The organism is Sporomusaceae bacterium, assembly GCA_031460455.1.
Lineage (GTDB): Bacteria > Bacillota > Negativicutes > Sporomusales > UBA7701 > Anaeroselena.
This window is the reverse complement of sequence record JAVKTQ010000017.1, coordinates 27,378-47,922: the sequence shown is the minus strand read 5'-3', so window position 1 is coordinate 47,922 and position 20,545 is coordinate 27,378. Positions and strand designations below refer to the sequence as shown.

Sequence of the window (20,545 nt, the reverse complement as noted above, 5' to 3'; positions counted from 1 at the left end):
AATCCCCGCGCCGTCAGGCGCGGGGATTTTTCTTGCCGTTTATCAACCGGTAAAGCCGAAGACCGTGTAAATCAGGATAACCACGATACCGGTCAGGAAGGGGATGATAAGCGACGTCACGCAGATATCCTTATACGACTGGATATGCGTCAGGCCGCAGACCGCCAGCAGCGTAATGACCGCGCCGTTATGCGGCATCGTGTCGAAACCGCCCGAAGCCATCGACGCTACGCGATGCAGCAGCTCGGGATTCAGGCCCACCTGGTTGGCCCAGGACAGCCACTCCTTCGCCATGATGCTCAGCGCGATCGACATGCCGCCCGAAGCCGAACCGGTGATGCCGGCCAGAATGTTGACCGTGAAAAACTCCGAAACCAGCGGCGTGCCGCCAAGCTTGATATTCAGCAGGAACGTGGCGATCGACTTGAAGCCGGGCAGCGAAGAGATAACGTTGCCGTAGCCGACCTCCGAAGCGGTATTCATGATCGCCAGCAGCGAGCCGATCGCGCCGGTGTTGAGAGCGCGCTGCAGAGCGCCGGGCTGTTTCGGCAGGTAGCGGTAGCCGATGCCCACCGCCAGAATAACGCCCACCACCAAGCCGATGATCAGCGACCAGATACCGGCCACGTTCTTGACCGCCGGGACCAGGAGCTTAAGGCCCATGCCCTGGAAAGGCTTCAGCATATTGGGATCCCAGGCGAACTTAGTCATCGCGAAATTGATAACGACAACGGCGATCAGCGGCAGCAGCGACAGCACCCAGTTGGGATAATCGCCATGAGTCTGGTCGGCCGTCGGCTCATTCAGCGTATGCTCGCCATAGCCCTCGCCGGCTGCCTGGGCCGACTTGCGACGGTATTCCAGCCAAGCGACGCCCGAGAAAAAGGTGATTGCCGCGGCAAGCAGGCCGAGAACCGGGGAAGCCCAGGCATTCGTGCCGTAGAAAGTCATCGGAATGGCGTTCTGGATCTGCGGCGTTCCTGGCACCATCGTCATCGTGAATGTGAAAGCGCCCAGAGCGATCGCGCCGGGGATGAGGCGTTTCGGGATGCCGGCTTCCTTAAAGAGAGCGGCGCCGAAAGGATAAACCGCGAACACGACCACGAACAGGCTTACGCCGCCGTAGGTCAGGATGGCGCCGGACAGCACGACGGCGATAATGCCGCGCTCCTTGCCCAGAGCCTGAATGATCTCGTGGGCGATCGACTTGGCCATGCCGGTATCTTCCATAACTTTGCCGAGAACAGCGCCGAGCAGGAAGACGGGGAAGAACGACTTAACGTAACCGACCGCCCGCTCCATAAAAAGCTCGGTATAGGCCGGCATGATATCGAAACCTTGCATCGACGCGGCCAGCAGCGCCAGGATGGGGGCGAAGAGAATAACCGAGAAGCCCCGGTAGGCCACGTACATCAGTAAGAAAAGACTTAAAACAATGCCCAGTATTTCCATTACTTTTCCTCCCTTTAGTCTTCAGATTGGGATGCAATCAAGCAAGCAAGACATATAAATTCCCAGCAAGACAGGTTACGCAGAAGCCTCTTTCGCCACCACCTCCTCACACGAAACTTTAAATATCATGATGCAAATTCCGTGCCAATATTCCGAAAATAATCATTTCCGACCACGAGCCGCCAACATAGCGCCATTTAGCTACAAGTCCAGGACAAAAAGCGTCATAACATGTACATAATACTATACACTGTGTCTATCATTGTGCACGTCTGACGGCGATCGCCCATTGCCAGGCGCGGATGTCGCAGGATAAAAGGGGCTTCCTTGCTTCCGCGCCCGGTTGGCACGATAATTGCAATAATAAACGGCAGCAAGACAGGCGCACAAGCAACAAATTGAATCGGAGGGATACTCTATGCGTGAAGTAGTAATCGTTGGGGCCAAGCGTACCCCCATCGGCGACTTCCTCGGCGCGCTCAAAGACGTCAGCGCCGTAGACCTCGGCGTCACGGCCGTCAACGCCGCCCTCGCCCAAGCCGGCGTAAAGCCCGAACAGGTCAGCGAACTGGCCTGCGGCATGATCTACAAAGCCGGCAACAAAGGCAACCCCGGCCGCCAGATCCAGCTCAAATGCGGCATGCCTATCGAAGGCTACGCCTACACCGTCGACCAGCAATGCGGCTCGGGCATGAAAGCCTTCGAACTCGCCAGCCAGTCCATCGTCCTCGGCAAAACGGACATCGCCGTTGCCGTCGGCATCGAAAGCATGTCCCAGGCGCCCTACCTATTAAAAGGCGCCCGCACCGGCTTTAGAATGGGCCAGGCCGACATCTACGACTCCATGCTCTACGACGGCCTCGTCTGCGCCATCATGGGCTACCACATGGGCCTCACCGCCGAAAACCTCGCCGAGCGCTACGCCGTCACCCGTCAGGAACAGGACGAACTGGCCGCCATGAGCCACCAGCGGGCCGTCAAAGCCATCGCCGGCGGCGTCTTCAAAGACGAAATCGTTCCCGTCACCATAGAGACCCGCAAAGGTCCTCTCACCATCGACAAGGACGAGCACCCGCGGGCCGACGTCACCCTCGAAAAACTTGCCGCCATGAAACCCGCCTTCAAAAAAGACGGCACCGTAACCGCCGGCAACGCTTCAGGGGTCAACGACGGCGCAGCCGCCCTCGTCCTCATGACCGCGGCCAAAGCCAAAGAACTTGGCATAAGGCCGCTCGCCAAACTGCTCGCCACCGCCAACGCCGGCGTCGCTCCCGAAGTCATGGGCATCGGCCCCGTCTACGCCGTCCCCAAGGCCATCCAATACGCCGGCCTCAAAAGCGAAGACATCGGCTACTACGAAATAAACGAAGCCTTCGCCGCCCAATTCCTCGCCGTCAACCGCGAACTAAAAATCCCCTTCGACAAAATCAACGCCAACGGCTCCGGCGTCGGCCTCGGCCACCCCGTAGGCTGCACCGCCGCCAGAATAATCGTCTCCCTCATCTACGAGCTGGGTCGCCGCGGCGACAAATACGGCGTAGCGTCCCTGTGCGTGGGCGGCGGCCCTGCCATCGCCTCCGTCATCGAAAAGCTCTGATCCCGCAAAAGCGCAACCGCGAACATCAACACTGGGAGGTATAGTCCATGAGAGGTCTCAAGGATAAAGTCGTCATCATCACCGGCGGCGCCGGCGGCATCGGCAAAGCCACCGCCATGCGCTTCGCCGAAGAAGGCGCCAAAATCGTCGTCGCCGATTTCGCCGACGGCGCCGCCACCGTCGAAGCCGTCAAAACCCTTGGCAGCCAGGCCGTCTACGTCAAAGTCGACGTCACCAGCCCCGAAAGCTGCCAGAACATGGTCGCCGCCGCCAAGCAGGCCTTCGGCCGGGTCGACGTCCTCATCAACAACGCCGGCATCACCAAAGACGCCATGATGAAAAAAATGGCCAAAGAATCCTGGGACGCCGTCATCGGCGTAAACCTCACCGGCGTCTTCAACTGCACCTCCGCCGCCCTGCCCGCCATGCTCGAGCAGCAGGCCGGCGTCGTCCTCACCACCTCCTCCATCGTCGGCCTCTACGGCAACATGGGCCAGACAAACTACGCCGCCACAAAATGGGGCGTCATCGGCATGACCAAATCCTGGGCCAAAGAAATGGCCAAAAACGGCCTGCGCTTCAACTGCGTAGCCCCCGGCTTCACCGGCACCGAAATGGTCCGCAAAATCCCCGAACAAGTCCTCCAGGAAAAAATAATCATCAAAATACCCGCCGGACGTCTTGCCGAACCGGAGGAAATCGCCGCCGCCTTCGCCTTCCTCGCCTCCGACGACGCCAAATACATCAACGGCGCCGTACTCAGCGTCGATGGGGCATGCACCATCTAGCCACCTCGGGCGTGCACCCATTACATAAGTCCCGCGCGTACCTCTCTACGCGCGGGGCCTTTTTATTCCCGGCCGCCCAGCAGCGCCCATCTGCGGCGTTGCTCCTCGCCGGCTTGCTAGCGTACGTTCCGAGTACGCGGCCGGACGCTTCCGCCTTCCATGGCGCGTCCGGCACTAGGCCCATCCGGGGCCGTCGTCGCGGCGCCGGCTGCGGTGCGCCTTGCATCTGGGCACTTCTGAACGGCCTTATGCTATGTTACAATAATACTATAAAATATTGGGAGGTAGATGCAATCATGCCTCATCCCCACAAACTCGACAAAGCCGGCAGCGTCCTCGTCGTCGTCGACGTCCAGGACAAGTTGCTCCACGCCATCCACGACTGGCAGACCGTCCTCGAAAACAACATCAAAACCGTCAAAATCGCCCACACCCTCGGCATACCCGTCATCGTCACCGAACAATACCCCAAGGGCCTCGGTCCCACCAACGCCGCCCTTGCCGGCATCTTCCCCGCCTTCGCCCCCCTTGAAAAAACCGTATTCAGCTGCTTCGGGGCCCAAGGCTTCGCCGCCGCCCTCGAAGCTCACCGCGCCAAAAACCTCGTCCTCGTCGGCATCGAAGCCCACATCTGCGTCCAGCAGACCGCCCTCGAAGCCCTCCACCGGGGTCTCGGCGTCCACATCATCGCCGACGCCGTCGGCTCGCGGGCCCCGGCCAACAAAGAACTCGGCCTCGCCAAAATCCGTCAGGCCGGCGGCGTCGTCTCAGCCGTCGAAATCGCCCTGTACGAGTGGCTTGAAAGGTCGGACGGACCGGAATTCAAAGCCATCCTGCCCCTCATAAAATAATTCTGCCGCATTAATTCTACAGCGAGTGGCAACGCTCCTTCAAAGCGCCGCCTCCCTGATAAACAGTGCGAAAAAAATTTCATCGCCTGTGCAAAAAAATGCTCGCCGGGGTGCACACCCGGCGAGCATTTTTTTGTTGTCTAAAAAAATATACACTGTCTAGCAGGGTTTTCCGTACCGGTGTCTAACCTTTGCTGTAAAGAGAGGTGGCTCAGCAATGCGCGTATCCGACATCATGAATTCGCGGGTATTCACGTTTCCGCCCACAATGACCCTCCAGGAGGCGGTCGAGATCTTCGACCGCAACCGCATCGACGGAGCGCCCGTCGTCGACGGCAGCGGCCATCTGATCGGGCTGATAACGAAATCGCACCTCATCAAAGCACAGGCCAAAAACCGGATGGCTAAACAAGTAGGCGAGATAATGACGACCGGTGTCTTCACCCTGCGCGACACCGTATCCTTGAGTGAACTCCAGAGCCCCAACCGCATCTTCAACTACAGCGTCTTCCCGGTCGTCGACGCGGAAAACCGCCCCATCGGCATCATCAGCCGCACCGACCTCGTCAAATACCTATCCGAGAAATCCCTCCTCCTCGCCGAAGAAATGCAGGCCGTACTCAACGCCATGTACAACGGCGTCATCGTCACCGACGCCGAAGGCATCGTCACCATGTTCAACCGCGCCGCCGAAAACCTCACCGGACAAAGCGCCGCCAACGTCATCGGCAGGCTGGTGGACGACGTCATGCCCAACACCGGCCTTCGCCGCGTGCTCGAGCGCGGCGCTCCCGAGCTCAACCAAAAACAAAACCTCGGCAACTGCCAGATCCTCACCAACCGCTCGCCAATACTAAAAAACAACAAAGTCGTCGGCGCGGTCGCCATCTTCCAGGACATCACCCAACTCTCCGCCATCGTCGCCGAACTCGAAGAAGTCAAAAGCCTCAAAAGCACCCTCGAGTCGGCCCTCGAAAGCTTCTTCGAAAACATCGTCATCGTCGACAAAAAAGGCTACATCAGGATGATGAACTCCTCCTACGGCGACTACCTGGGCCTCGACCAGCACGACGTCATCGGCAAGCACGTCACCGAAGTAATCGACAACACCCGCATGCACATCGTCGCCGCCACCGGCAAAGCCGAAGTCGCCGAAATCCAGCGCATCAAAGACAAAGACTGCGTCGTCACCCGCATCCCCATCATCAAAGACGGCGAAGTCATCGGCGCCGTCGGCAAAAGCGTCTTCAAAGACCTCAAAGACCTTAAAGCCATGGCCCGCCAGATGAATGCCCTCCAGCATCAGCTCGAATACTACAAAGAAGAGCTGCGCAAAGTCCAGGGCGGAAAATTCACCTTCGACAGCATCGTCGGCAACAGCGAAAAAATGGACTGGATAAAAACCGTCGCCATCAGAGCGGCCAAAGGCAACTCCACCGTCCTCATCCTCGGCGAAAGCGGCACAGGCAAAGAACTCTTCGCCCACGCCATCCACAACGCCTCAGGCCGCCTGCACGGCCCGCTCATCAAAGTCAACTGCGCCGCCGTCCCCGAAAACCTCCTCGAATCCGAGCTCTTCGGCTACGACGAAGGCGCCTTCACCGGCGCCCGCCGCGGCGGCAAACCCGGCAAATTCGAACTCGCCAACGGCGGCTCCATCTTCCTCGACGAAATAGGCGACATGACCCTCGCCATGCAGGCCAAGCTGCTCAGAGTCCTCCAGGAGAGGGAAATAGAGAGAGTGGGGGGGACAAAACCCGTCAAAGTCGACGTCCGGGTCATCGCCGCCACCAACCGCGACCTCGAAGGCATGATTGAGCGCGGCGAATTCCGCCAGGACCTCTACTACCGGCTCAACATCATCTCCCTGCAGATTCCGCCGCTGAGGGAACGCAAAGAAGACATACCCCTCCTCGCCAGCACCCTCCTCAAAAAACTTAACAATCAGACCCCCCACTGGGTGGAAGGTGTTTCCCCCGAAGCCATGGAAATCCTTATGGAATACTTCTGGCCCGGCAACGTGCGGGAACTGGAAAACATCCTCGAACGGGCCGTCAACCTCATGGACGAAGAAGCCGTCATAACTCCCGACAACCTGCCGCCCGTCCTCAAAAAACAACACAAAAACAAAGACCTCGACGAAGCCGGGAAACAATTAGCAGGAATAATGGGTGACACGGAGAAACAAGCAATCTATAAGGCGCTCGAAGCCGCCGGCGGCAACAAAAGCAAAGCCGCGCAGCTCCTCGGCATCCATCGGTCCGGTTTTTACCAGAAGCTCAAAAAATACGGCCTCAGCGTATAATCTTACTATCCTGGAGGCGGCATCATGTGGACAGTGGTGTATATAGCAGCCAACCGTGCGCAAGCGGAAGAAATCAGGGACCTGCTCTCCGAGGAAGGCGTGCTCGCCAACATCCGGCCAGCCGGGATCGCCATGCTCGGCGACGGACTCTACGAAGTAATGGTCCTTGAATCGGAAGCCGACGAAGCCCACGCCGTACTCTGCCAGTTCGCCGCCAAATAGGCAAGGAGAAAACACATGCTGAAAAAGACCAAAATCGTCTGCACCGTCGGTCCCAGCACCGACAAACCGGGCATTCTGCAAGCACTCATCAGGGGCGGCATGGACGTCGCCCGCTTCAACTTTTCCCACGGCAGCCACGCCGACCACGCCCGGCGCATCGCCATGGTTCGCGCCGCCGCCGAGGAATGCCGCGTTCCCGTCGCCCTCATGCTCGACACCAAAGGGCCGGAAATGCGCATCGGCAAAATCGCCGCCGGCAAAGTCATCCTCGAGGCCGGCCAGCAATTCGTCCTCACCGCCCGCGAAGTAGCGGGCGACAGCCAGACAGTATCCGTCAACCACAAAGGCCTGCCCAGCGAAGTCGCTCCCGGCAACACCATCCTCCTCGCCGACGGCCTCATCAGCCTCAGAGTCGAAAAAATCGCCGGCGACGACATCGTCACCACCGTCGAAAACGGCGGGGAAATAAGCAGCAACAAACGCGTCGCCGCCCCTGGCATCGCCGTCAAACTGCCGCCGCTCTCCGAACAGGACGTCGCCGACATCATCTTCGGCGTCGAACAGGGCATGGACATCGTCGCCGCCTCCTTCGTCCAGCGGGCCGCCGACGTCCTCGCCATCCGCAAAGTCATCGAAGAAACCGGCTCTTCCCTGGACATCATCGCCAAGATAGAAAACGCCGAAGGCGTGGAAAACATCGACGAAATCCTCAAAGTAACCGACGGCATCATGGTCGCCCGCGGCGACCTCGGCGTCGAAATCCCCACCGAAGAAGTACCCATCGTCCAGAAGCTCCTCATCGAAAAATGCAACGTCGCCGGCAAACCCGTAATCACCGCCACCCAAATGCTAGAATCCATGCTCGCCAACCCCCGGCCCACCAGAGCCGAAGCCAGCGACATCGCCAACGCCATCTTCGACGGCAGCGACGCCATCATGCTCAGCGGCGAAACCGCCGCCGGCGCCTATCCCGTCGAGGCCCTCGAAACCATGGCCCGCATCGCCGCGCGCACCGAAGCCGCCCTCGACTACAGCGACATCCTCCTCGCCAAAGGCCTCACCGTCCAGCGCACCACCACCGGCGCCATCAGCCACGCCACCGTCCAGGTCGCCCACGAACTCGGCGCCGGCGCCATCATAACCATCTCCGAATCAGGCTTCACCGCCCGCATGGTCGCCCGCTACCGGCCCCAGGCCGCCATCGTCGCCGTCACCCCGCGGGTCAAGACCCTCAGGCGCTGCCAGCTCTACTGGGGCGTCCACCCCGTCCTCGGCTCCGGCGCCCAGAACACCGACGAAATGGTCGCCAACGCCATCGCCCTCGCCCTTTCCGCCGGCGTCGTCAAAGAAGGCGACCTCGTCGTCATCACCGCCGGCGTCCCGGCCGGCACCAAAGGCACCACCAACATGATCAGAGTCGTCATCGTCGGCAGCATCCTCCTTCGCGGCACCGGCATCGGCCAGCGGGTCGTCACCGGCAAAGTCTGCGTAGCCCGCACCCCCAGCGACATAACCGAAAAATTCGTCCCCGGCGACATCCTCGTCGTCAGCACCGTCGACGAAGAAACCGCCCCCTACGCCGCCAAGGCCGCCGCCATCGTCACCGAAGAAGGCGGCTTCACATCCCACGCCGCCATCATCGGCATCAGCTACGGCCTGCCCGTCGTCGTCGGCGTCGACGGCGCCACCGAACAACTCACCGACGGCATCACCGTCACCGTCGATTCGGCGCGGGGCGTAATTTACAAAGGCCAAATCAACGCAAAATAAAGGCTGCCTAAAAAGTCCATCTGCGGCGTTGCTCCTCGGATGGCCCGCTTGACGTACGCAACCAAGTACGCCGGCGCGGGCCATCCTCCGGTGCGCCTTGCATCTGGAGCTTTTTAGACAGCCTTTGGAATCTAAGCATAAAAAAGAGGGGAGGGGAGAGGCATGGAAATACTAGACGCGATCGAGCCCGTCTGGCTTTATGGCGCCGCCGCGGCCGTTGTTGTCCTGCTCCTGCTCGCCGCCTTCCTCTATAAGCGCTCCCGCGGCTTTGCCGGGCGCCGCCGCCGCCTCGCCGCCAGAGTCGCCCGCCTCAAACGCAGCCGCCTGAGCCCCGACACCCTCGACCTCCTGCGGCAGCTCTTCGGCCTCGCCCACGCCGCCGTAAGCGGCAAAGACGACCAAGGCGCCTACCAGGCCGTCGACCTCATCAAAACCGTCTACGGACAAGGCATCGCCCGACCGGACGAAGCCGTCCAGCTCGGCGCTTTAGCCGCACGGGCCATCCGCGCCAAACAGCCCGACACCGCCGCCGCCGCCCTCGACGCCTTCCGGCTGCTCCTCAGGCGTCTGCCCGACGAAGCCGTGCCGGCCGCCGCCGAGCAGCTCACCACCATCGCCGCCGTCGCCTTAAGGGAAAAATACAACTTCTTAGCTGCGAAAGCGGCCGAAATTATTTTTTCTCTCCTCGAAAAGACCGGCTGGGAAGACGACCGGCCTACCGCAGTCGCCGCCCTCAAAGTACTCAGAACCACCGGCATCCTCGTCCTCCGCCGCCGCGACGGCGACCTCTTCCGCGAAATCGTCACCCGTCTCGACTCCGTCCTGCCCGCCCGGCTCGCCGGCCAGCCGGCCGCCGAACTCGCCGCCCTTATCTGCGCCTGGCTCCACCGCATCGTCCAAAACAACGACGGCAACATGTTCGCCATCCTCGTCGAATTCACCGCCCGTCGGGGCGAGAGCGGCCTGTGGCCGCCCGCGGACCGCGCCGCCCTCGTCAAAGAATGGCACAACCTCGCCGGCACCGCCAGCCTCCGCCCCCGCAGCGCCCTCGCGCCCGCCATCGGCGAATGCGCCCTGCGCATCTCTCTCGCCGCCTCCGACCTCAAACACTGGGAAGCCTCGGTCGCCGGCGCCGGCCAAACCGCCAGGATGGCCATCCAGCGCCACGGCCTCGCCGAAGGCTTCGCCCTCGTCCTGCCCCTCCTTGAGATCGGCCGCGAACTGCTCGCCCTCGAACTCAAATTCGCCACCCCCGAGCACGCCGCCGACTTCCGTCCCCAGGCACTCTACCTCATCGTCCGCGAAAGCCTCGCCGTCGCCGAATTCGCCGCCCGTCAGGACATGGTCACCACCGTCGGCGACATCCTCACCGAATTCCTCCGCTGCTGGGCCGGGGCCGACCGGGCCAACCCCCGGGCCGCCAAACGCTTCTGCCAGCTCCTCGCCGCCTACTGGCTGCGGGCCAGGGGCCGCCAGGCCAGGCGCTCCGCAATCGGCGCCGAACTCGCCGCCCCCGTCCTCCTCACCGACGCCGACAAACAAAAGCTGGGCTTCCTGCTATGAACGCCAACTACTTCCACGAACTCGCCGCCAAATACGACGCCTGGTTCGCCACCCCCCACGGGAGCTACGTCCATCGCTTCGAGCGCGAAGCCGTCATGGCCCTCGCCGCCCCCGCCCCCGGCATGACCGTAGCCGACATCGGCTGCGGCACCGGCATATACACCGACGAACTCCTCCAGGCCGGCGCCCGCGTCACCGGCGTCGACATCTCCCCCGAAATGCTCGCCCTCGCCGCCCGCCGCACCGCCCGCCATGGCGACGCCGTAGCCTTCCTCACGGGCGACGCCGCAGCCTTGCCCTTCGCCACCGCCAGCTTCGACATGGTCACCAGCATCACCGCCATGGAATTCTTCGCCGACCCCCGCGCCTGCCTCCAGGACATGTACCGCATCGTCAAACCCGGCGGCCGCCTCGTCGTCGCCACCCTCGGCAGCCTCAGCCCCTGGGCGTGGCAGCGCCGCCTCAAAACCTACTTCAAAAAAACCGTCTTCCGCCACGCCACCTTCCACAGCCTCGGCGACCTCCGCGCCTACCTCGCCCCCCACAAAATAACCGCCTGGCGCGGCGCCATCTTCGTACCCCCCTTCGCCCCCGCCGCCCTCATCCGCCGCCCCGACCCCTTCGAGCGCTGGTGCCAGAACCACATCCCCTCCATGGGCGCCTTCCTCGTCGTCAGAGTCGACAAACCCGAATAATAAACCCGGAGCATTTACGCTCCGGGTTTTCTGATTTTCGGCGCCGTCCCTGTCAGCAGCGGCCCCAGCGCCGGCAAACAACCCAGCGCCGCCGTAAACAGCAAACTTACAATCACCGTGGCAACATAGAACCCCGCCACCACCGGCGTCGCCATCGCCACCCCCGCCGCCTTCAGCTCGGCCTCCAGGAAAAACATCACCAGCGGATGCACCAGATACACCGCATACGAATGGCGGGCCAGCAGCGATAGGGGAGAGGACACGGCAGCCGGCAGCGGCCGGTCGAAAACCGCGAACAGAAAAAGACACGCCGCCAGCGTATACACCAGCCCCTCCGGGGAAAGCTGCTGCAGCGTATTCACCGTCCGTTCCAGCTCGTAGCCGGTCCCCAGCAGCCAGTAATACCGCCCCAGCATAATCGCCAGCGCGAGAGCGAAGAAAACATTGATCTCCCGCCGCCGCCGGGCCGCCAGCGCCCGGAAATCCTCCAGGCGCACCGCGCACACCGCCCCCAGCAAAAACACGAACACATAATGCAGCACCCAATAACTCAGGCGATGCTTCAGTGCCAAATTCACATAATAATCATCCGCTCCGGCTGCCAGCACATTGCACGACCAATAATTAAACGCCGCCTGCGCCGCCAGCAGCGCCCCCAGCCACGGCAGCGGCCGCGCCGCCAAAGCCGGCGTCACCGCCCGCCACAGCGGCATCAGCGCGTAAAACCAGACCAAAATCACCAGAAAATACAACTGATACGAAGCCAGGCCGAAAAACAAAAACTCGTAAACATACGGCGGCTCCCAAATATGCGCCTCGCCCGTCGTCCACGAATAAAGCCACATATACAAAAGCGACCACGCCAGATACGGCACCAGCACCGTCAGCGCCCGCCGCCGGTAAAAAGCGCCGTAATCCAGCGGCGTCCCCGGGCGATACTGGCGGAAAAGGCCGAACGCCGACACGAAAAAAAAGATCGGCACACTGAAGCGGGAAACGATCTCCAGCAGCGCGAACAGATGGACATTCACCGCCGGGCCGGACAGCGAATACGCCCCCGTGTGGATACCCACAACCCCCAGCATCGCCGCCCCGCGGATATACTCGACCGCCGTCACCCGTCCCGGCATGACTCGCTCCTTGCCGGCGGGGCGCTTCGCCGCGCCGCCCTATTCGTCACATAAACCCCCGCCAGCACGATCAGGCCGCCCGTCGCCACATACCCGCTCAGCGTCTCGCCCATCAGCAGCACCCCCACGATCGCCGCAAACAGCGGGTTGAAATACGAAAACGACGCCGTCCGCACCGCCCCCAGCCGCTCCACCCCCAGGTACCACACATAATAAGCGTACACCGAACACAGCAGCGCCAGAAAAAGAGCGCTCGCCACCGTCGGCCACGTAATGCCGCCGATCTGCCCGGACAGCGGCACCGGAGCCAGCGGCGTCGCCACAAACGCAAACGGCGCCAGCATAATTGTCCCGAAAATATGCGTCCACGCCATCGTCAGGAACGGCGGATACTTCTGCATGATCTCCTTCCCGTACAGCGTAATCCCGGCCCACGTCAGCGCGTTCACCAAAATCAGCAGATCGCCCGGCAGCGTCGCCGACGACAGCAAATCGGCGCCCCCGCGGCCGCCGCTGATAATCAGCGTCACCCCGCCCAGCGCCACCGCAATCCCCGCCGCCCCCGCCAGCGACACCCGCTCCCAGCCCAGCGCCGCCGCGAATATCGCCGTCCACACCGGGATCGTCGCCACGATCAGCGCCGCATTCACCGTCGTCGTAAACGTCAGCGCGGTATACTGGATATAAAAATACGACGTCACCATCATAAAACCGAGCACCACGAACCGCCACACATCGGCCCGTTCAATCGTCGACCGCTCCCGCCGGAAAAGCAGAATAGCGGCGAAAACCGCGGCCGCGATCACAAACCGCAGCACCACCAGATTAATCGGCGCCAGCTCGTTCATCCCGATCTTGGCGGCGGCGAACGAAGCTCCCCACAGGAGAGCCACGCTCATCAGAGCGGCATACATAATTCCGGGCTTCGTATCGGTCATTTTACCCTATCCTCCATGTGACTAGCAAAGCTGCTTCATGCTATACTAAACATAGTCGGAAAATATTGCGAAAGAAGGTAACAAAGTGAGCCAAATCGGCAAAGGAACGCCGGCGCCGGACTTCAACCTCCCGGCCACCGGCGGGGCGGCGGTGAGCCTCAGCGCCCACCGCGGCACAAAAATCGTCCTCTTCTTCTACTCCAAAGACAACACCGCCGGCTGAACTGACGAAGCTCGCGAGTTTCGCGACATCCACCCCGAAATCGTCGCCGCCGGGGCCCTCATCTTCGGCGTCAGCCGCGACAGCCTCGCCACCCACGAAAAATTCAGCGCCAAAAACGGCTTGCTCTATCCGCTCCTCAGCGACGCCGACGGCGCCGTCTGCCGGCTCTACGGCGTCATCAAAGAAAAAACCATGTACGGCAAAAAAGTCCTCGGCATCGAACGCTCCACCTTCATCATCGACGAAACCGGCCTCATCGCCCACGCCTTTCGCGGCGTCAAAGTCGCCGGCCACGCCAAAACGGTTCTCGACGCACTCAAATCCTAAGGCTTACAAATAATCTCCACAATATACGTATCAAAAATACTCGCCGCGTGTCCCGGCCTTATCACCACCGCCGTATCCGCGCCCTTGCCGGTGCCGCCGATCGCGATCACCTCGCGGCCGTGCGGGATCAGGCCGGCGTCCAGCGCCATCACCGCCACCTCCACGCACACCTTCACACCCTGGCCGAACATCCGCAGCGTATGCGCCATAATCTCCACCGGATACGTTCCGCCGAACTTGCCGCTTACGCCCCGTTCCGCCCCCGACAGCACATGCGTCGTCGTCAGCACCTTAACCCCGCGGCCCGTAAGCTCGGCCCGCACCTCGGCCGGCATCTCGTTCTCCCCCGGCTTCGCATACCCCTGCGCGTGAGTCACGCACACCACATTCGGCGCCTTGCTGGCCAGCAGGCCCGCCGTCGCCCCGCTGCACGACGCCACCACAATATCGCTTATCCCGGCGTCGGCAGCCTTGGCCAGGGCAAGCTCCACCGTAGCGGCCGTATTCGACAAACCTGGTTTCTTCCAGTACATTAACCTCACTCCTTCATGAAAACTCTCCGCTAACTTCCCCGCCGCGCGGTACTTTTCCTGCCGACGGCCGCCGCCTGGCAGGAATATCCGGGCCGGCGGGGAATAAAACTAAACACCCGAAACAGAAAGGATGGATAACATGGGACCCATCGGACTCATTGACGGCCGGATAATCGACCTCAAAGAAAAAATCGTCGAAATGGAAGACCGCGGTTACCAATTCGGCGACGGCGTTTACGAAGTAACCCGCGTCTATAACGGCAAACCCTTCGCCCTCAAACCCCACATGGACCGGCTCTACAGATCGCTGCGCGAACTCAAAATCCCCGCCGTCTACACCTTCGAAGAACTCGCCTCCTTCCACGAGCGGCTCATCGCCGAAAGCGGCCTCACCGAAGCGGCCATCTACCTCCAGATTACCCGCGGCGTCGCCCCCCGGGCCCACGCCTTCCCCGAAAATATGGTACCCCGCCTCACCATGTCCATACGCCCCGCCAAAACCAACGTCGAGCTCCAGGCCAGCGGCGCCAAAGGCTCCTTCGTCCCCGACGAGCGCTGGATGCGGTGCGACATCAAATCCATCAACCTCCTCGGCAACCTCCTCGCCAAACAGCGGGGCAAAGAAGTCGGCGCCTTCGAAGCCGTCCAGATCCGCGACGGCATCGTCACCGAAGGCTCCAGCAGCAACTTCTTCATCGTCAAAGACGGCGTCCTCTGGACCCACCCCGTCAGCAACCTCATCCTCCGCGGCGTCACCCGCACCATCATCCTCGAACAGCTCGCCCCCCAACTCGGCCTCACCGTCGTCGAAAAAGGCTTCGACCAGGCCTTCGCCCTCAAAGCCGAAGAAGCCTTCGTCTCCGGCACCAACACCGAAATCATGCCCCTCGTCCGCATGGACACCGCCACCGTCGGCGACGGCCAGCCCGGCGCCGTCACCCGCAAACTCATCGAAGCGTATAACGCCCTCATCGTCAAAGCGTGCGGCGCCAAATAGTCACCAGGCCGTTGAAAAGCTTCGCCTAGCGTCGTTGCTCCTCAGAGCGCTTGCTAGCGTACGTCCGTGTACGCGGCCGGCCGCTTTCGCCATCCATGGCGCGTCCGGCACTAGGCCCATCCGGGGCCGTCGTCGCGGCGCGCTCGCACCCTTTCGGGTATAAGCGATCACATCAACGCTAAAGCGTTGTGTGTCTGCTTATCCGGTGCGCCTAGCTATGCTCGTTTTTGACCAGCCTAAATTACAGCCCAAAAACGCAAAGCCACCCATTGCGGGTGGCTTCGTTCTTTTCCGCGCCCTGGCGTGATAGTAACAACAACCATCGCCTTTACATATTATGTAGCAAAACTCTATTATCAGGAAAGGAGCGAACACAATGCGCAGACCAGTATGGGATTACCCCGAAATCGACGAATGGGATGACGACTCCAGAGACGACCGCCAGATTTTCATCGGCGCCGGCTTCGGCACCGGCTTCGGCTTCGGTTTCGGCTGCTTCCCGCGCCGCTTCTGCTTCCCCCGTCAGGGCTTCTTCTTCGGCTGCTTCCCCCGCCGTTTCTGTTTCCCCCGTCAGGTCGGCTGCTTCCCGGTCGGCTTCTGCTTCCCTCGCCAAGGCTGCTTCCCGCGCCGCCCCTGCTTCCCCATCTAGCGCCAAAAGCGAAGACCGGGCCATCATGGCCCGGTCTTATTCGTTTCCTCCGCCGCCTTACCAGGCAGCAGCAAAAGCAGCAACGACCCGCACAGCACCAGCGCGCTGCCGGCCAGCATCGCCGGCACCAACGAGCCGGTAGCGTCGCGCAGAAACCCCGACACCGTCGGCGCCACAATCGCCGCCGACATCACCACGAAATTGAACACCCCGATAGCCGCCCCCATCAGCCCCGGATAGCGCCGGCTGACGATATCCCCCGTCCAGGCCGCCATTATCGGCGTAAACGCCGAATTGCTGAACAGCCCGAAAGCCAGCAGCGCAGCTATGATCGCCGGCGGGCTCGTCACCTGCGACAGAGTCCCCAGCGTCAGCGCCGCGCAGGGCAAAACCATCAGCGCCAGCGGCTTGCGGCCATAGCGGTCCGACAGGCGGCCCCACAGCAGACCCGCCGGCAGCGCCGTCAACGCCACCAGCCCGGTGTACAGGCCCGCCTGGCCCAGGCTGAAGCCGCGCTCCAGCTTGAGAAAAGTAGGTCCCCACGTCACCGCCACCCAGAACCCGTACAAGGCGGTGAAAGTTACGATATTGATCAGCCACAGCTCGCGGTCGCCCAGGATCGCCCGGTAATCGCGCCAGGAACACGCCGCCGCGCTTTTCACCTCCGGCACCGCCAGTTGGAAAAAGCCCAGCATCAAAAACGTCGGGATACTCAGCAGCACGAAAGGCGCCCGCCAGCTACCCAGCCACTCAAACACCGGCCCGCTCATCGCCAGCCCGGCCAGCAGCCCGGCCGCCATCCCCGTGCCCACCACCGCCGCGCTGATCCCGCGCCGTTCAGGCGGCACCACCTGCAGCATCGTCCCGTACGCGGCCGGATAATACCCTCCCGCGCCCAGACCATGCAGCCCTACGAAAAACAGCAGCCAGGCATAATTCGCCCCCGCCAGTCCCAGCCCGATAACCCCTGCGCCCGCCAGGGCGTAGGTCACCAACAGCACCCTCTTCAGGCCCCAGCGGTCGCCGGCCATACCAGCCGGAATCTGCAGCACCAGGTAAAGCAGAAAATAAGTACTTGTCAGCAGACCGACCTCGGTCGACGACAGCGCGAACTCGCCGGCGATAACCGACAGCAGCGGATAAAGCGCCGTGCGGTCGGCGTACAGCACCGCCCAGCCCGCCGCGAAAGCGGCCAGCATCAGCGCGCTCCCGCCGGCCCGGCGTCCCGCATTCTTAACCCCGTCACAACAATTGTTCATATTTTCTCCCGTCATTCGCGCCCGCGGCGAAAACCTCGCCGGGCATAGGCGATAATAATTGATTATATCTTGCGGACGGGCCAAAACCCGTAATGCCCTTGACGGTTCCTGGGCACCATATTACAATAAAAGAAAGCCACCCTCCCCCTGGAGGGGGGTATCAGAGAAAGGAGCTGCTGCCCATGAACTTAACGATCAGCCCCAAGGCGCAGTCTATAATCGCCGAAGAGGGCAACATCGTCACCGTCAAAGTCGAGAAAAAAGTAACCTTTGGCTGAGGCGGCCCTCAGGTGAGAACCATCCCGTCCGTGCGGCGGGGCGCACCCGAAGCCAGCGAAGCCAACGAATACGAACAGCAAACCGTTAGCGGCGCCACCGTTTACGTGCATAGCTCACTGCGCGACCTCGGCCACATCGAGATCGACGCCGACGTCTCCATCTTCGGCAGCAAACTCGTGCTGCGCGGCGTACAGGCTACCAGCGGCCGCGGCTGTTGCAGCTGATAAATAACTAACACTCCTCGGACGGGACAATAGCCCGTCCTTTTTTTTCGCCGAAAGCATCCAGATGCACCATAGCGGCGAAATCCCGCCGCCACTGGCGGGGATACGGGGGCTCCTTCGCCCGCCGGCCCAGCGTCACCAGCATCACCGGCAGATAATTTCCCGGCACGGCGAACGCCGCCAGAATCTTATCCGGGTAAAACCCATCCATCGGCCCCGAATCGAGGCCCAGCTCCTGCGCCGCCAGCATAAGCGCCATCGCCGCCAGCGCCGCGTTGCGCGTCGCCCACAGCTCGCGGTAGCGCAAATCATCGTCAAACCTCTTCACATAACGGCGCGAGCCCTCCACCCGCTCCGGCGTCGTACCGCCCAGCGACACCAGATCCGCGTACACCGGCTCGAAATGGGCCAGCATATCGGTATTGCCCATCACAATCACCGTCGCCGACGCCAGCTCGATCTGGTACTGATCCATCGCGCAGGCCCGCAGCTTCTTCTTCGCCGCCGCATCCCGCACCACGATAAACTCCCACGGCTGCAAATTCATCGCCGACGGAGCGAGCTTCACCAGCGAAAACAGGCGGGCCAAAACATCGTCGCCGATAACGAACCCCGGATCGTAATCGCGGATCGCGCGGCGGCGGACGAGCGCCTCGGAAACCAACATCTCATTTCCCTCCCAACCAGGATAATCATGCCCATAGACGCAAAGCATAAACGGCATTCCAAACAGCAATTTTACCGCTCGGCCCGCCGTGAGCTACAATACAGACACAACCACCTTATTTCCCCCTCGCCCCGTTTAATTCCTGCCCGCCGGCCGCTCCGCCCGCGGCCGCGGCCAACAAAAAGACCGGCCGGCACGCCCCTCCAGGGCGTTCCCGGCCGATCGCACCGCTATATTCGTCACTTGGGAAGCGGCGGCGCCGCGCTCGGCTGCGCCGGCTGCGCGGCAAGCTCCGCCACCGGCCAGCCGGCAGGTAATATCTTCCGCACGGCGAACTTTACCTCATAAGCATCCTCCGCTTCCTTCAGCGGGAAAACAGGCTCGCGCACCGTCCGCCAGTGCGTGGCCAGCGGCGAAAAAAGCTTTAGGAAACGCTCGCGGCTCGACGTCTGCCGTCCGTAAATATCCGGCAGCACCTTAAGATACAGCCCGTCCCTCTTCTCCACCAGCACCAGCGTCTCGTACACCACCGTCACCGGCGTACCGATATCCACCCGCTCGTAAAGCTCGCGGGCATCCGCGTCGTGCATACGGATACAGCCCCCCGACACCGGGTAGCTTATCGACCAATCCACATTCGTCCCGTGGATGCCGTACGAAGGCGCGAACTCCATCCAGCGGCTGCCCAGAGGGTTATCCGGTCCGGGCGGCACCGGCGTGCGGTCGGCGAACTTCGCGCCAGGGTACCAGACAGGGTATTCCTGCTTCACAAACACCGCGAAACTGCCGGCCGGCGTCTGCTCGTAAGGCGTACCCACCGCAATATCGTAGCTTCTTACCGCTTGTCCTTTGTCAATCACCGTGAGCTTATACTCAGGAATATTGATATAAATCTCGGGACTGGCGTGACTGCTGCCGCAAAAACTCGTCAAAAGCAGGCTCAGGCAAAGGACCAAACGCAATCCATCACCTCCCTTCGGCGGGAAGATCAGCCTTATCTGTCAGACCTATTATCAGAAAGGGCCCGACCGGCCATACCAAGTAACATGTGGACAAAGAGGCAACCCCTGCAAACGCAGGGAAACAAACCATAAGGAGTGATTACATGGAACTCAAGGGTGTATTTCCGGCGATGGTCACCCCCCTCACCCCGGACGAGCAAGTAGACAAAGCCGCCTACCGGCGCGTCGTCCGCTACTGCCTCGAAGGCGGCGTCCACGGCGTCGTCGTCCTCGGCACCACCGGCGAATTCCCCGCCATGACCGACGCCATGCGCCACGACGCCATCGAAACCGCCCTCGACGAAGTCAAAGGAAGCGTACCCGTCCTCATCGGCTGCGGCGACACCGGCACAAAGAAAACCCTCGCCCAGATCAAGGCGGCTGCCGCCTACAAAGCCGACGCCGTCCTCGTCGCCATGCCCTACTACTACCCCCTCGACCAGGCTGCCGTCGCCCGCCACTTCCAGGCCGTCGCCGAAGCCTCGGCCCTGCCCGTCATCCTCTACAACTTCCCCCAGATGACCAAAACGGCCATCGCCCCCGACACCCTCGAAAAACTAGCCGCCCACCCCAACATCATCGGCGTCAAAGACAGCGCCGGCGACTTCGTCGCCATGCAGCGCTACCTCGACCTCACCGCCGGCCGCGCCTTCGCCGTCATGTCCGGCAACCCCGCCCTCGGCCTCGCCGCCTACCTCCTCGGCGCCAAAGGCGGCATCTACGCCGGCTGCAGCATGGTCCCCAAACTCTGCGCCGACGTCTATAACGCCTTCAGCCGCGGCGACCTTCCCGCCGCCCTGGACCTCCAGAAACGCGCCTCCCTCATCCCCCTCATGGGCGGCTTCGGTCCCGCCCCCGCCGTCATCAAGCTCGTCCTCAGCAAACTCGGCATCTGCGACCCCACCGTATCCGCGCCGCTGGGATTGGCCCCTGGCCAAGAAGACAAAATCTTCGCCTGGGCCCGCAAGTTGGGAGTCCAAGTTCAATAGAGCCGTTGATAAGCCCCCATCTGCGTTGTTGGCCCTGCGCGTGCTTGCTAGCGTACGTCCGTGTACGCGTCGCTGCGCATGCTCGG

20 protein-coding genes are annotated in these 20,545 nt (G+C 61.8%); 13 read left to right on the top strand and 7 right to left on the bottom strand.

Annotated features, from left to right (window positions below; all coding sequences use genetic code 11):
- Nucleotides 1–42: 42 nt before the first annotated feature.
- Complete coding sequence (locus tag RIN56_18030; protein MDR7868695.1) at nt 43–1,452, bottom strand: GntP family permease; 1,410 nt, start codon at nt 1,450–1,452, stop codon at nt 43–45.
- 418 nt (nt 1,453–1,870) lie between these two features.
- Here RIN56_18030 and RIN56_18025 point away from each other — a divergent pair, with 418 nt between their 5' ends.
- The 8 genes from RIN56_18025 to RIN56_17990 all read left to right on the top strand — a co-directional run bounded on the left by RIN56_18025 (nt 1,871) and on the right by RIN56_17990 (nt 11,243).
- Entirely contained in the window at nt 1,871–3,049 is a 1,179-nt protein-coding gene (locus RIN56_18025) for an acetyl-CoA C-acetyltransferase (protein MDR7868694.1), read from the top strand.
- A 47-nt stretch (nt 3,050–3,096) separates the two neighbouring features.
- Nucleotides 3,097–3,837, top strand: a complete 741-nt coding sequence (gene fabG, locus RIN56_18020) for a 3-oxoacyl-ACP reductase FabG (protein MDR7868693.1) — start codon at nt 3,097–3,099, stop codon at nt 3,835–3,837.
- A gap of 296 nt (nt 3,838–4,133) precedes the next feature.
- Nucleotides 4,134–4,688: a hydrolase gene (locus tag RIN56_18015; GenBank protein MDR7868692.1), complete on the top strand. Its 555-nt coding sequence runs from the start codon at nt 4,134–4,136 to the stop codon at nt 4,686–4,688.
- A 217-nt stretch (nt 4,689–4,905) separates the two neighbouring features.
- Entirely contained in the window at nt 4,906–6,993 is a 2,088-nt protein-coding gene (locus tag RIN56_18010) for a sigma-54-dependent Fis family transcriptional regulator (GenBank protein ID MDR7868691.1), read from the top strand.
- A gap of 24 nt (nt 6,994–7,017) precedes the next feature.
- On the top strand, nt 7,018–7,215 hold the full coding sequence (locus tag RIN56_18005) for a hypothetical protein (protein ID MDR7868690.1): 198 nt from the start codon (nt 7,018–7,020) through the stop codon (nt 7,213–7,215).
- 15 nt (nt 7,216–7,230) lie between these two features.
- Complete coding sequence (pyk, locus tag RIN56_18000) at nt 7,231–8,985, top strand: pyruvate kinase (GenBank protein MDR7868689.1); 1,755 nt, start codon at nt 7,231–7,233, stop codon at nt 8,983–8,985.
- 162 nt (nt 8,986–9,147) lie between these two features.
- The gene (locus RIN56_17995; protein ID MDR7868688.1) at nt 9,148–10,548 is read left to right on the top strand and encodes a hypothetical protein; all 1,401 of its coding nucleotides are present in this window, start codon (nt 9,148–9,150) and stop codon (nt 10,546–10,548) included.
- A complete protein-coding gene (locus RIN56_17990; GenBank protein ID MDR7868687.1) occupies nt 10,545–11,243 on the top strand; it encodes a methyltransferase domain-containing protein in 699 nt (232 codons plus the stop codon). The genes RIN56_17995 and RIN56_17990 overlap by 4 nt, the downstream gene beginning before the upstream one ends.
- Nucleotides 11,244–11,257: 14 nt before the next feature.
- Here the strand turns inward: RIN56_17990 and RIN56_17985 are convergent, their stop codons facing one another.
- Nucleotides 11,258–12,373: an acyltransferase gene (locus RIN56_17985; protein MDR7868686.1), complete on the bottom strand. Its 1,116-nt coding sequence runs from the start codon at nt 12,371–12,373 to the stop codon at nt 11,258–11,260.
- Nucleotides 12,358–13,311 carry a DMT family transporter gene (locus RIN56_17980; protein MDR7868685.1) on the bottom strand — a complete coding sequence of 318 codons (954 nt, stop codon included), beginning with the start codon at nt 13,309–13,311 and terminating at the stop codon, nt 12,358–12,360. Before RIN56_17980 ends, RIN56_17985 begins: the two co-directional genes overlap by 16 nt.
- An 85-nt stretch (nt 13,312–13,396) precedes the next feature.
- On the opposite strand from RIN56_17980, the gene RIN56_17975 reads away from it, so the two are divergent.
- On the top strand, nt 13,397–13,861 hold the full coding sequence (locus RIN56_17975) for a peroxiredoxin (GenBank protein MDR7868684.1): 465 nt from the start codon (nt 13,397–13,399) through the stop codon (nt 13,859–13,861).
- On the opposite strand, the gene RIN56_17970 is transcribed toward RIN56_17975, so the two are convergent.
- Nucleotides 13,858–14,394, bottom strand: coding sequence for a pyruvate kinase alpha/beta domain-containing protein (locus RIN56_17970; protein MDR7868683.1), 537 nt, complete (start codon nt 14,392–14,394; stop codon nt 13,858–13,860). The genes RIN56_17975 and RIN56_17970 overlap by 4 nt on opposite strands.
- A 139-nt stretch (nt 14,395–14,533) precedes the next feature.
- Here RIN56_17970 and dat point away from each other — a divergent pair, with 139 nt between their 5' ends.
- Both dat and RIN56_17960 read left to right on the top strand, forming a co-directional pair.
- Nucleotides 14,534–15,391 (top strand): D-amino-acid transaminase, encoded by an 858-nt coding sequence (gene dat, locus RIN56_17965; GenBank protein MDR7868682.1) that lies wholly within the window; start codon nt 14,534–14,536, stop codon nt 15,389–15,391.
- Between the two features lie 376 nt (nt 15,392–15,767).
- Complete coding sequence (locus RIN56_17960) at nt 15,768–16,040, top strand: hypothetical protein (protein ID MDR7868681.1); 273 nt, start codon at nt 15,768–15,770, stop codon at nt 16,038–16,040.
- 23 nt (nt 16,041–16,063) lie between these two features.
- Here RIN56_17960 and RIN56_17955 read toward each other — a convergent pair whose 3' ends face one another.
- Nucleotides 16,064–17,299 (bottom strand): MFS transporter, encoded by a 1,236-nt coding sequence (locus tag RIN56_17955; GenBank protein MDR7868680.1) that lies wholly within the window; start codon nt 17,297–17,299, stop codon nt 16,064–16,066.
- 290 nt (nt 17,300–17,589) lie between these two features.
- Here RIN56_17955 and RIN56_17950 point away from each other — a divergent pair, with 290 nt between their 5' ends.
- On the top strand, nt 17,590–17,802 hold the full coding sequence (locus tag RIN56_17950; GenBank protein MDR7868679.1) for a hypothetical protein: 213 nt from the start codon (nt 17,590–17,592) through the stop codon (nt 17,800–17,802).
- Nucleotides 17,803–17,809: 7 nt separating this feature from the next.
- On the opposite strand, the gene RIN56_17945 is transcribed toward RIN56_17950, so the two are convergent.
- Both RIN56_17945 and RIN56_17940 read right to left on the bottom strand, forming a co-directional pair.
- Nucleotides 17,810–18,469: a nitroreductase family protein gene (locus tag RIN56_17945; protein ID MDR7868678.1), complete on the bottom strand. Its 660-nt coding sequence runs from the start codon at nt 18,467–18,469 to the stop codon at nt 17,810–17,812.
- Nucleotides 18,470–18,708: 239 nt separating this feature from the next.
- Nucleotides 18,709–19,431 (bottom strand): L,D-transpeptidase, encoded by a 723-nt coding sequence (locus tag RIN56_17940; GenBank protein ID MDR7868677.1) that lies wholly within the window; start codon nt 19,429–19,431, stop codon nt 18,709–18,711.
- Between the two features lie 143 nt (nt 19,432–19,574).
- On the opposite strand from RIN56_17940, the gene RIN56_17935 reads away from it, so the two are divergent.
- Entirely contained in the window at nt 19,575–20,459 is an 885-nt protein-coding gene (locus tag RIN56_17935; protein MDR7868676.1) for a dihydrodipicolinate synthase family protein, read from the top strand.
- Nucleotides 20,460–20,545 lie beyond the last annotated feature (86 nt).

Bases quoted from the DNA above. Each gene is read 5' to 3' on its own strand.
- RIN56_18030 (MDR7868695.1), bottom strand. From the start codon at position 1,452: ATGGAAATACTGGGCATTGTTTTAAGTCTTTTCTTACTGATGTACGTG.
- RIN56_18025 (MDR7868694.1), top strand. From the start codon at position 1,871: ATGCGTGAAGTAGTAATCGTTGGGGCCAAGCGTACCCCCATCGGCGAC.
- fabG (MDR7868693.1), top strand. From the start codon at position 3,097: ATGAGAGGTCTCAAGGATAAAGTCGTCATCATCACCGGCGGCGCCGGC.
- RIN56_18015 (MDR7868692.1), top strand. From the start codon at position 4,134: ATGCCTCATCCCCACAAACTCGACAAAGCCGGCAGCGTCCTCGTCGTC.
- RIN56_18010 (MDR7868691.1), top strand. From the start codon at position 4,906: ATGCGCGTATCCGACATCATGAATTCGCGGGTATTCACGTTTCCGCCC.
- RIN56_18005 (MDR7868690.1), top strand. From the start codon at position 7,018: ATGTGGACAGTGGTGTATATAGCAGCCAACCGTGCGCAAGCGGAAGAA.
- pyk (MDR7868689.1), top strand. From the start codon at position 7,231: ATGCTGAAAAAGACCAAAATCGTCTGCACCGTCGGTCCCAGCACCGAC.
- RIN56_17995 (MDR7868688.1), top strand. From the start codon at position 9,148: ATGGAAATACTAGACGCGATCGAGCCCGTCTGGCTTTATGGCGCCGCC.
- RIN56_17990 (MDR7868687.1), top strand. From the start codon at position 10,545: ATGAACGCCAACTACTTCCACGAACTCGCCGCCAAATACGACGCCTGG.
- RIN56_17985 (MDR7868686.1), bottom strand. From the start codon at position 12,373: ATGCCGGGACGGGTGACGGCGGTCGAGTATATCCGCGGGGCGGCGATG.
- RIN56_17980 (MDR7868685.1), bottom strand. From the start codon at position 13,311: ATGACCGATACGAAGCCCGGAATTATGTATGCCGCTCTGATGAGCGTG.
- RIN56_17970 (MDR7868683.1), bottom strand. From the start codon at position 14,394: ATGTACTGGAAGAAACCAGGTTTGTCGAATACGGCCGCTACGGTGGAG.
- dat (MDR7868682.1), top strand. From the start codon at position 14,534: ATGGGACCCATCGGACTCATTGACGGCCGGATAATCGACCTCAAAGAA.
- RIN56_17960 (MDR7868681.1), top strand. From the start codon at position 15,768: ATGCGCAGACCAGTATGGGATTACCCCGAAATCGACGAATGGGATGAC.
- RIN56_17955 (MDR7868680.1), bottom strand. From the start codon at position 17,299: ATGAACAATTGTTGTGACGGGGTTAAGAATGCGGGACGCCGGGCCGGC.
- RIN56_17945 (MDR7868678.1), bottom strand. From the start codon at position 18,469: ATGTTGGTTTCCGAGGCGCTCGTCCGCCGCCGCGCGATCCGCGATTAC.
- RIN56_17935 (MDR7868676.1), top strand. From the start codon at position 19,575: ATGGAACTCAAGGGTGTATTTCCGGCGATGGTCACCCCCCTCACCCCG.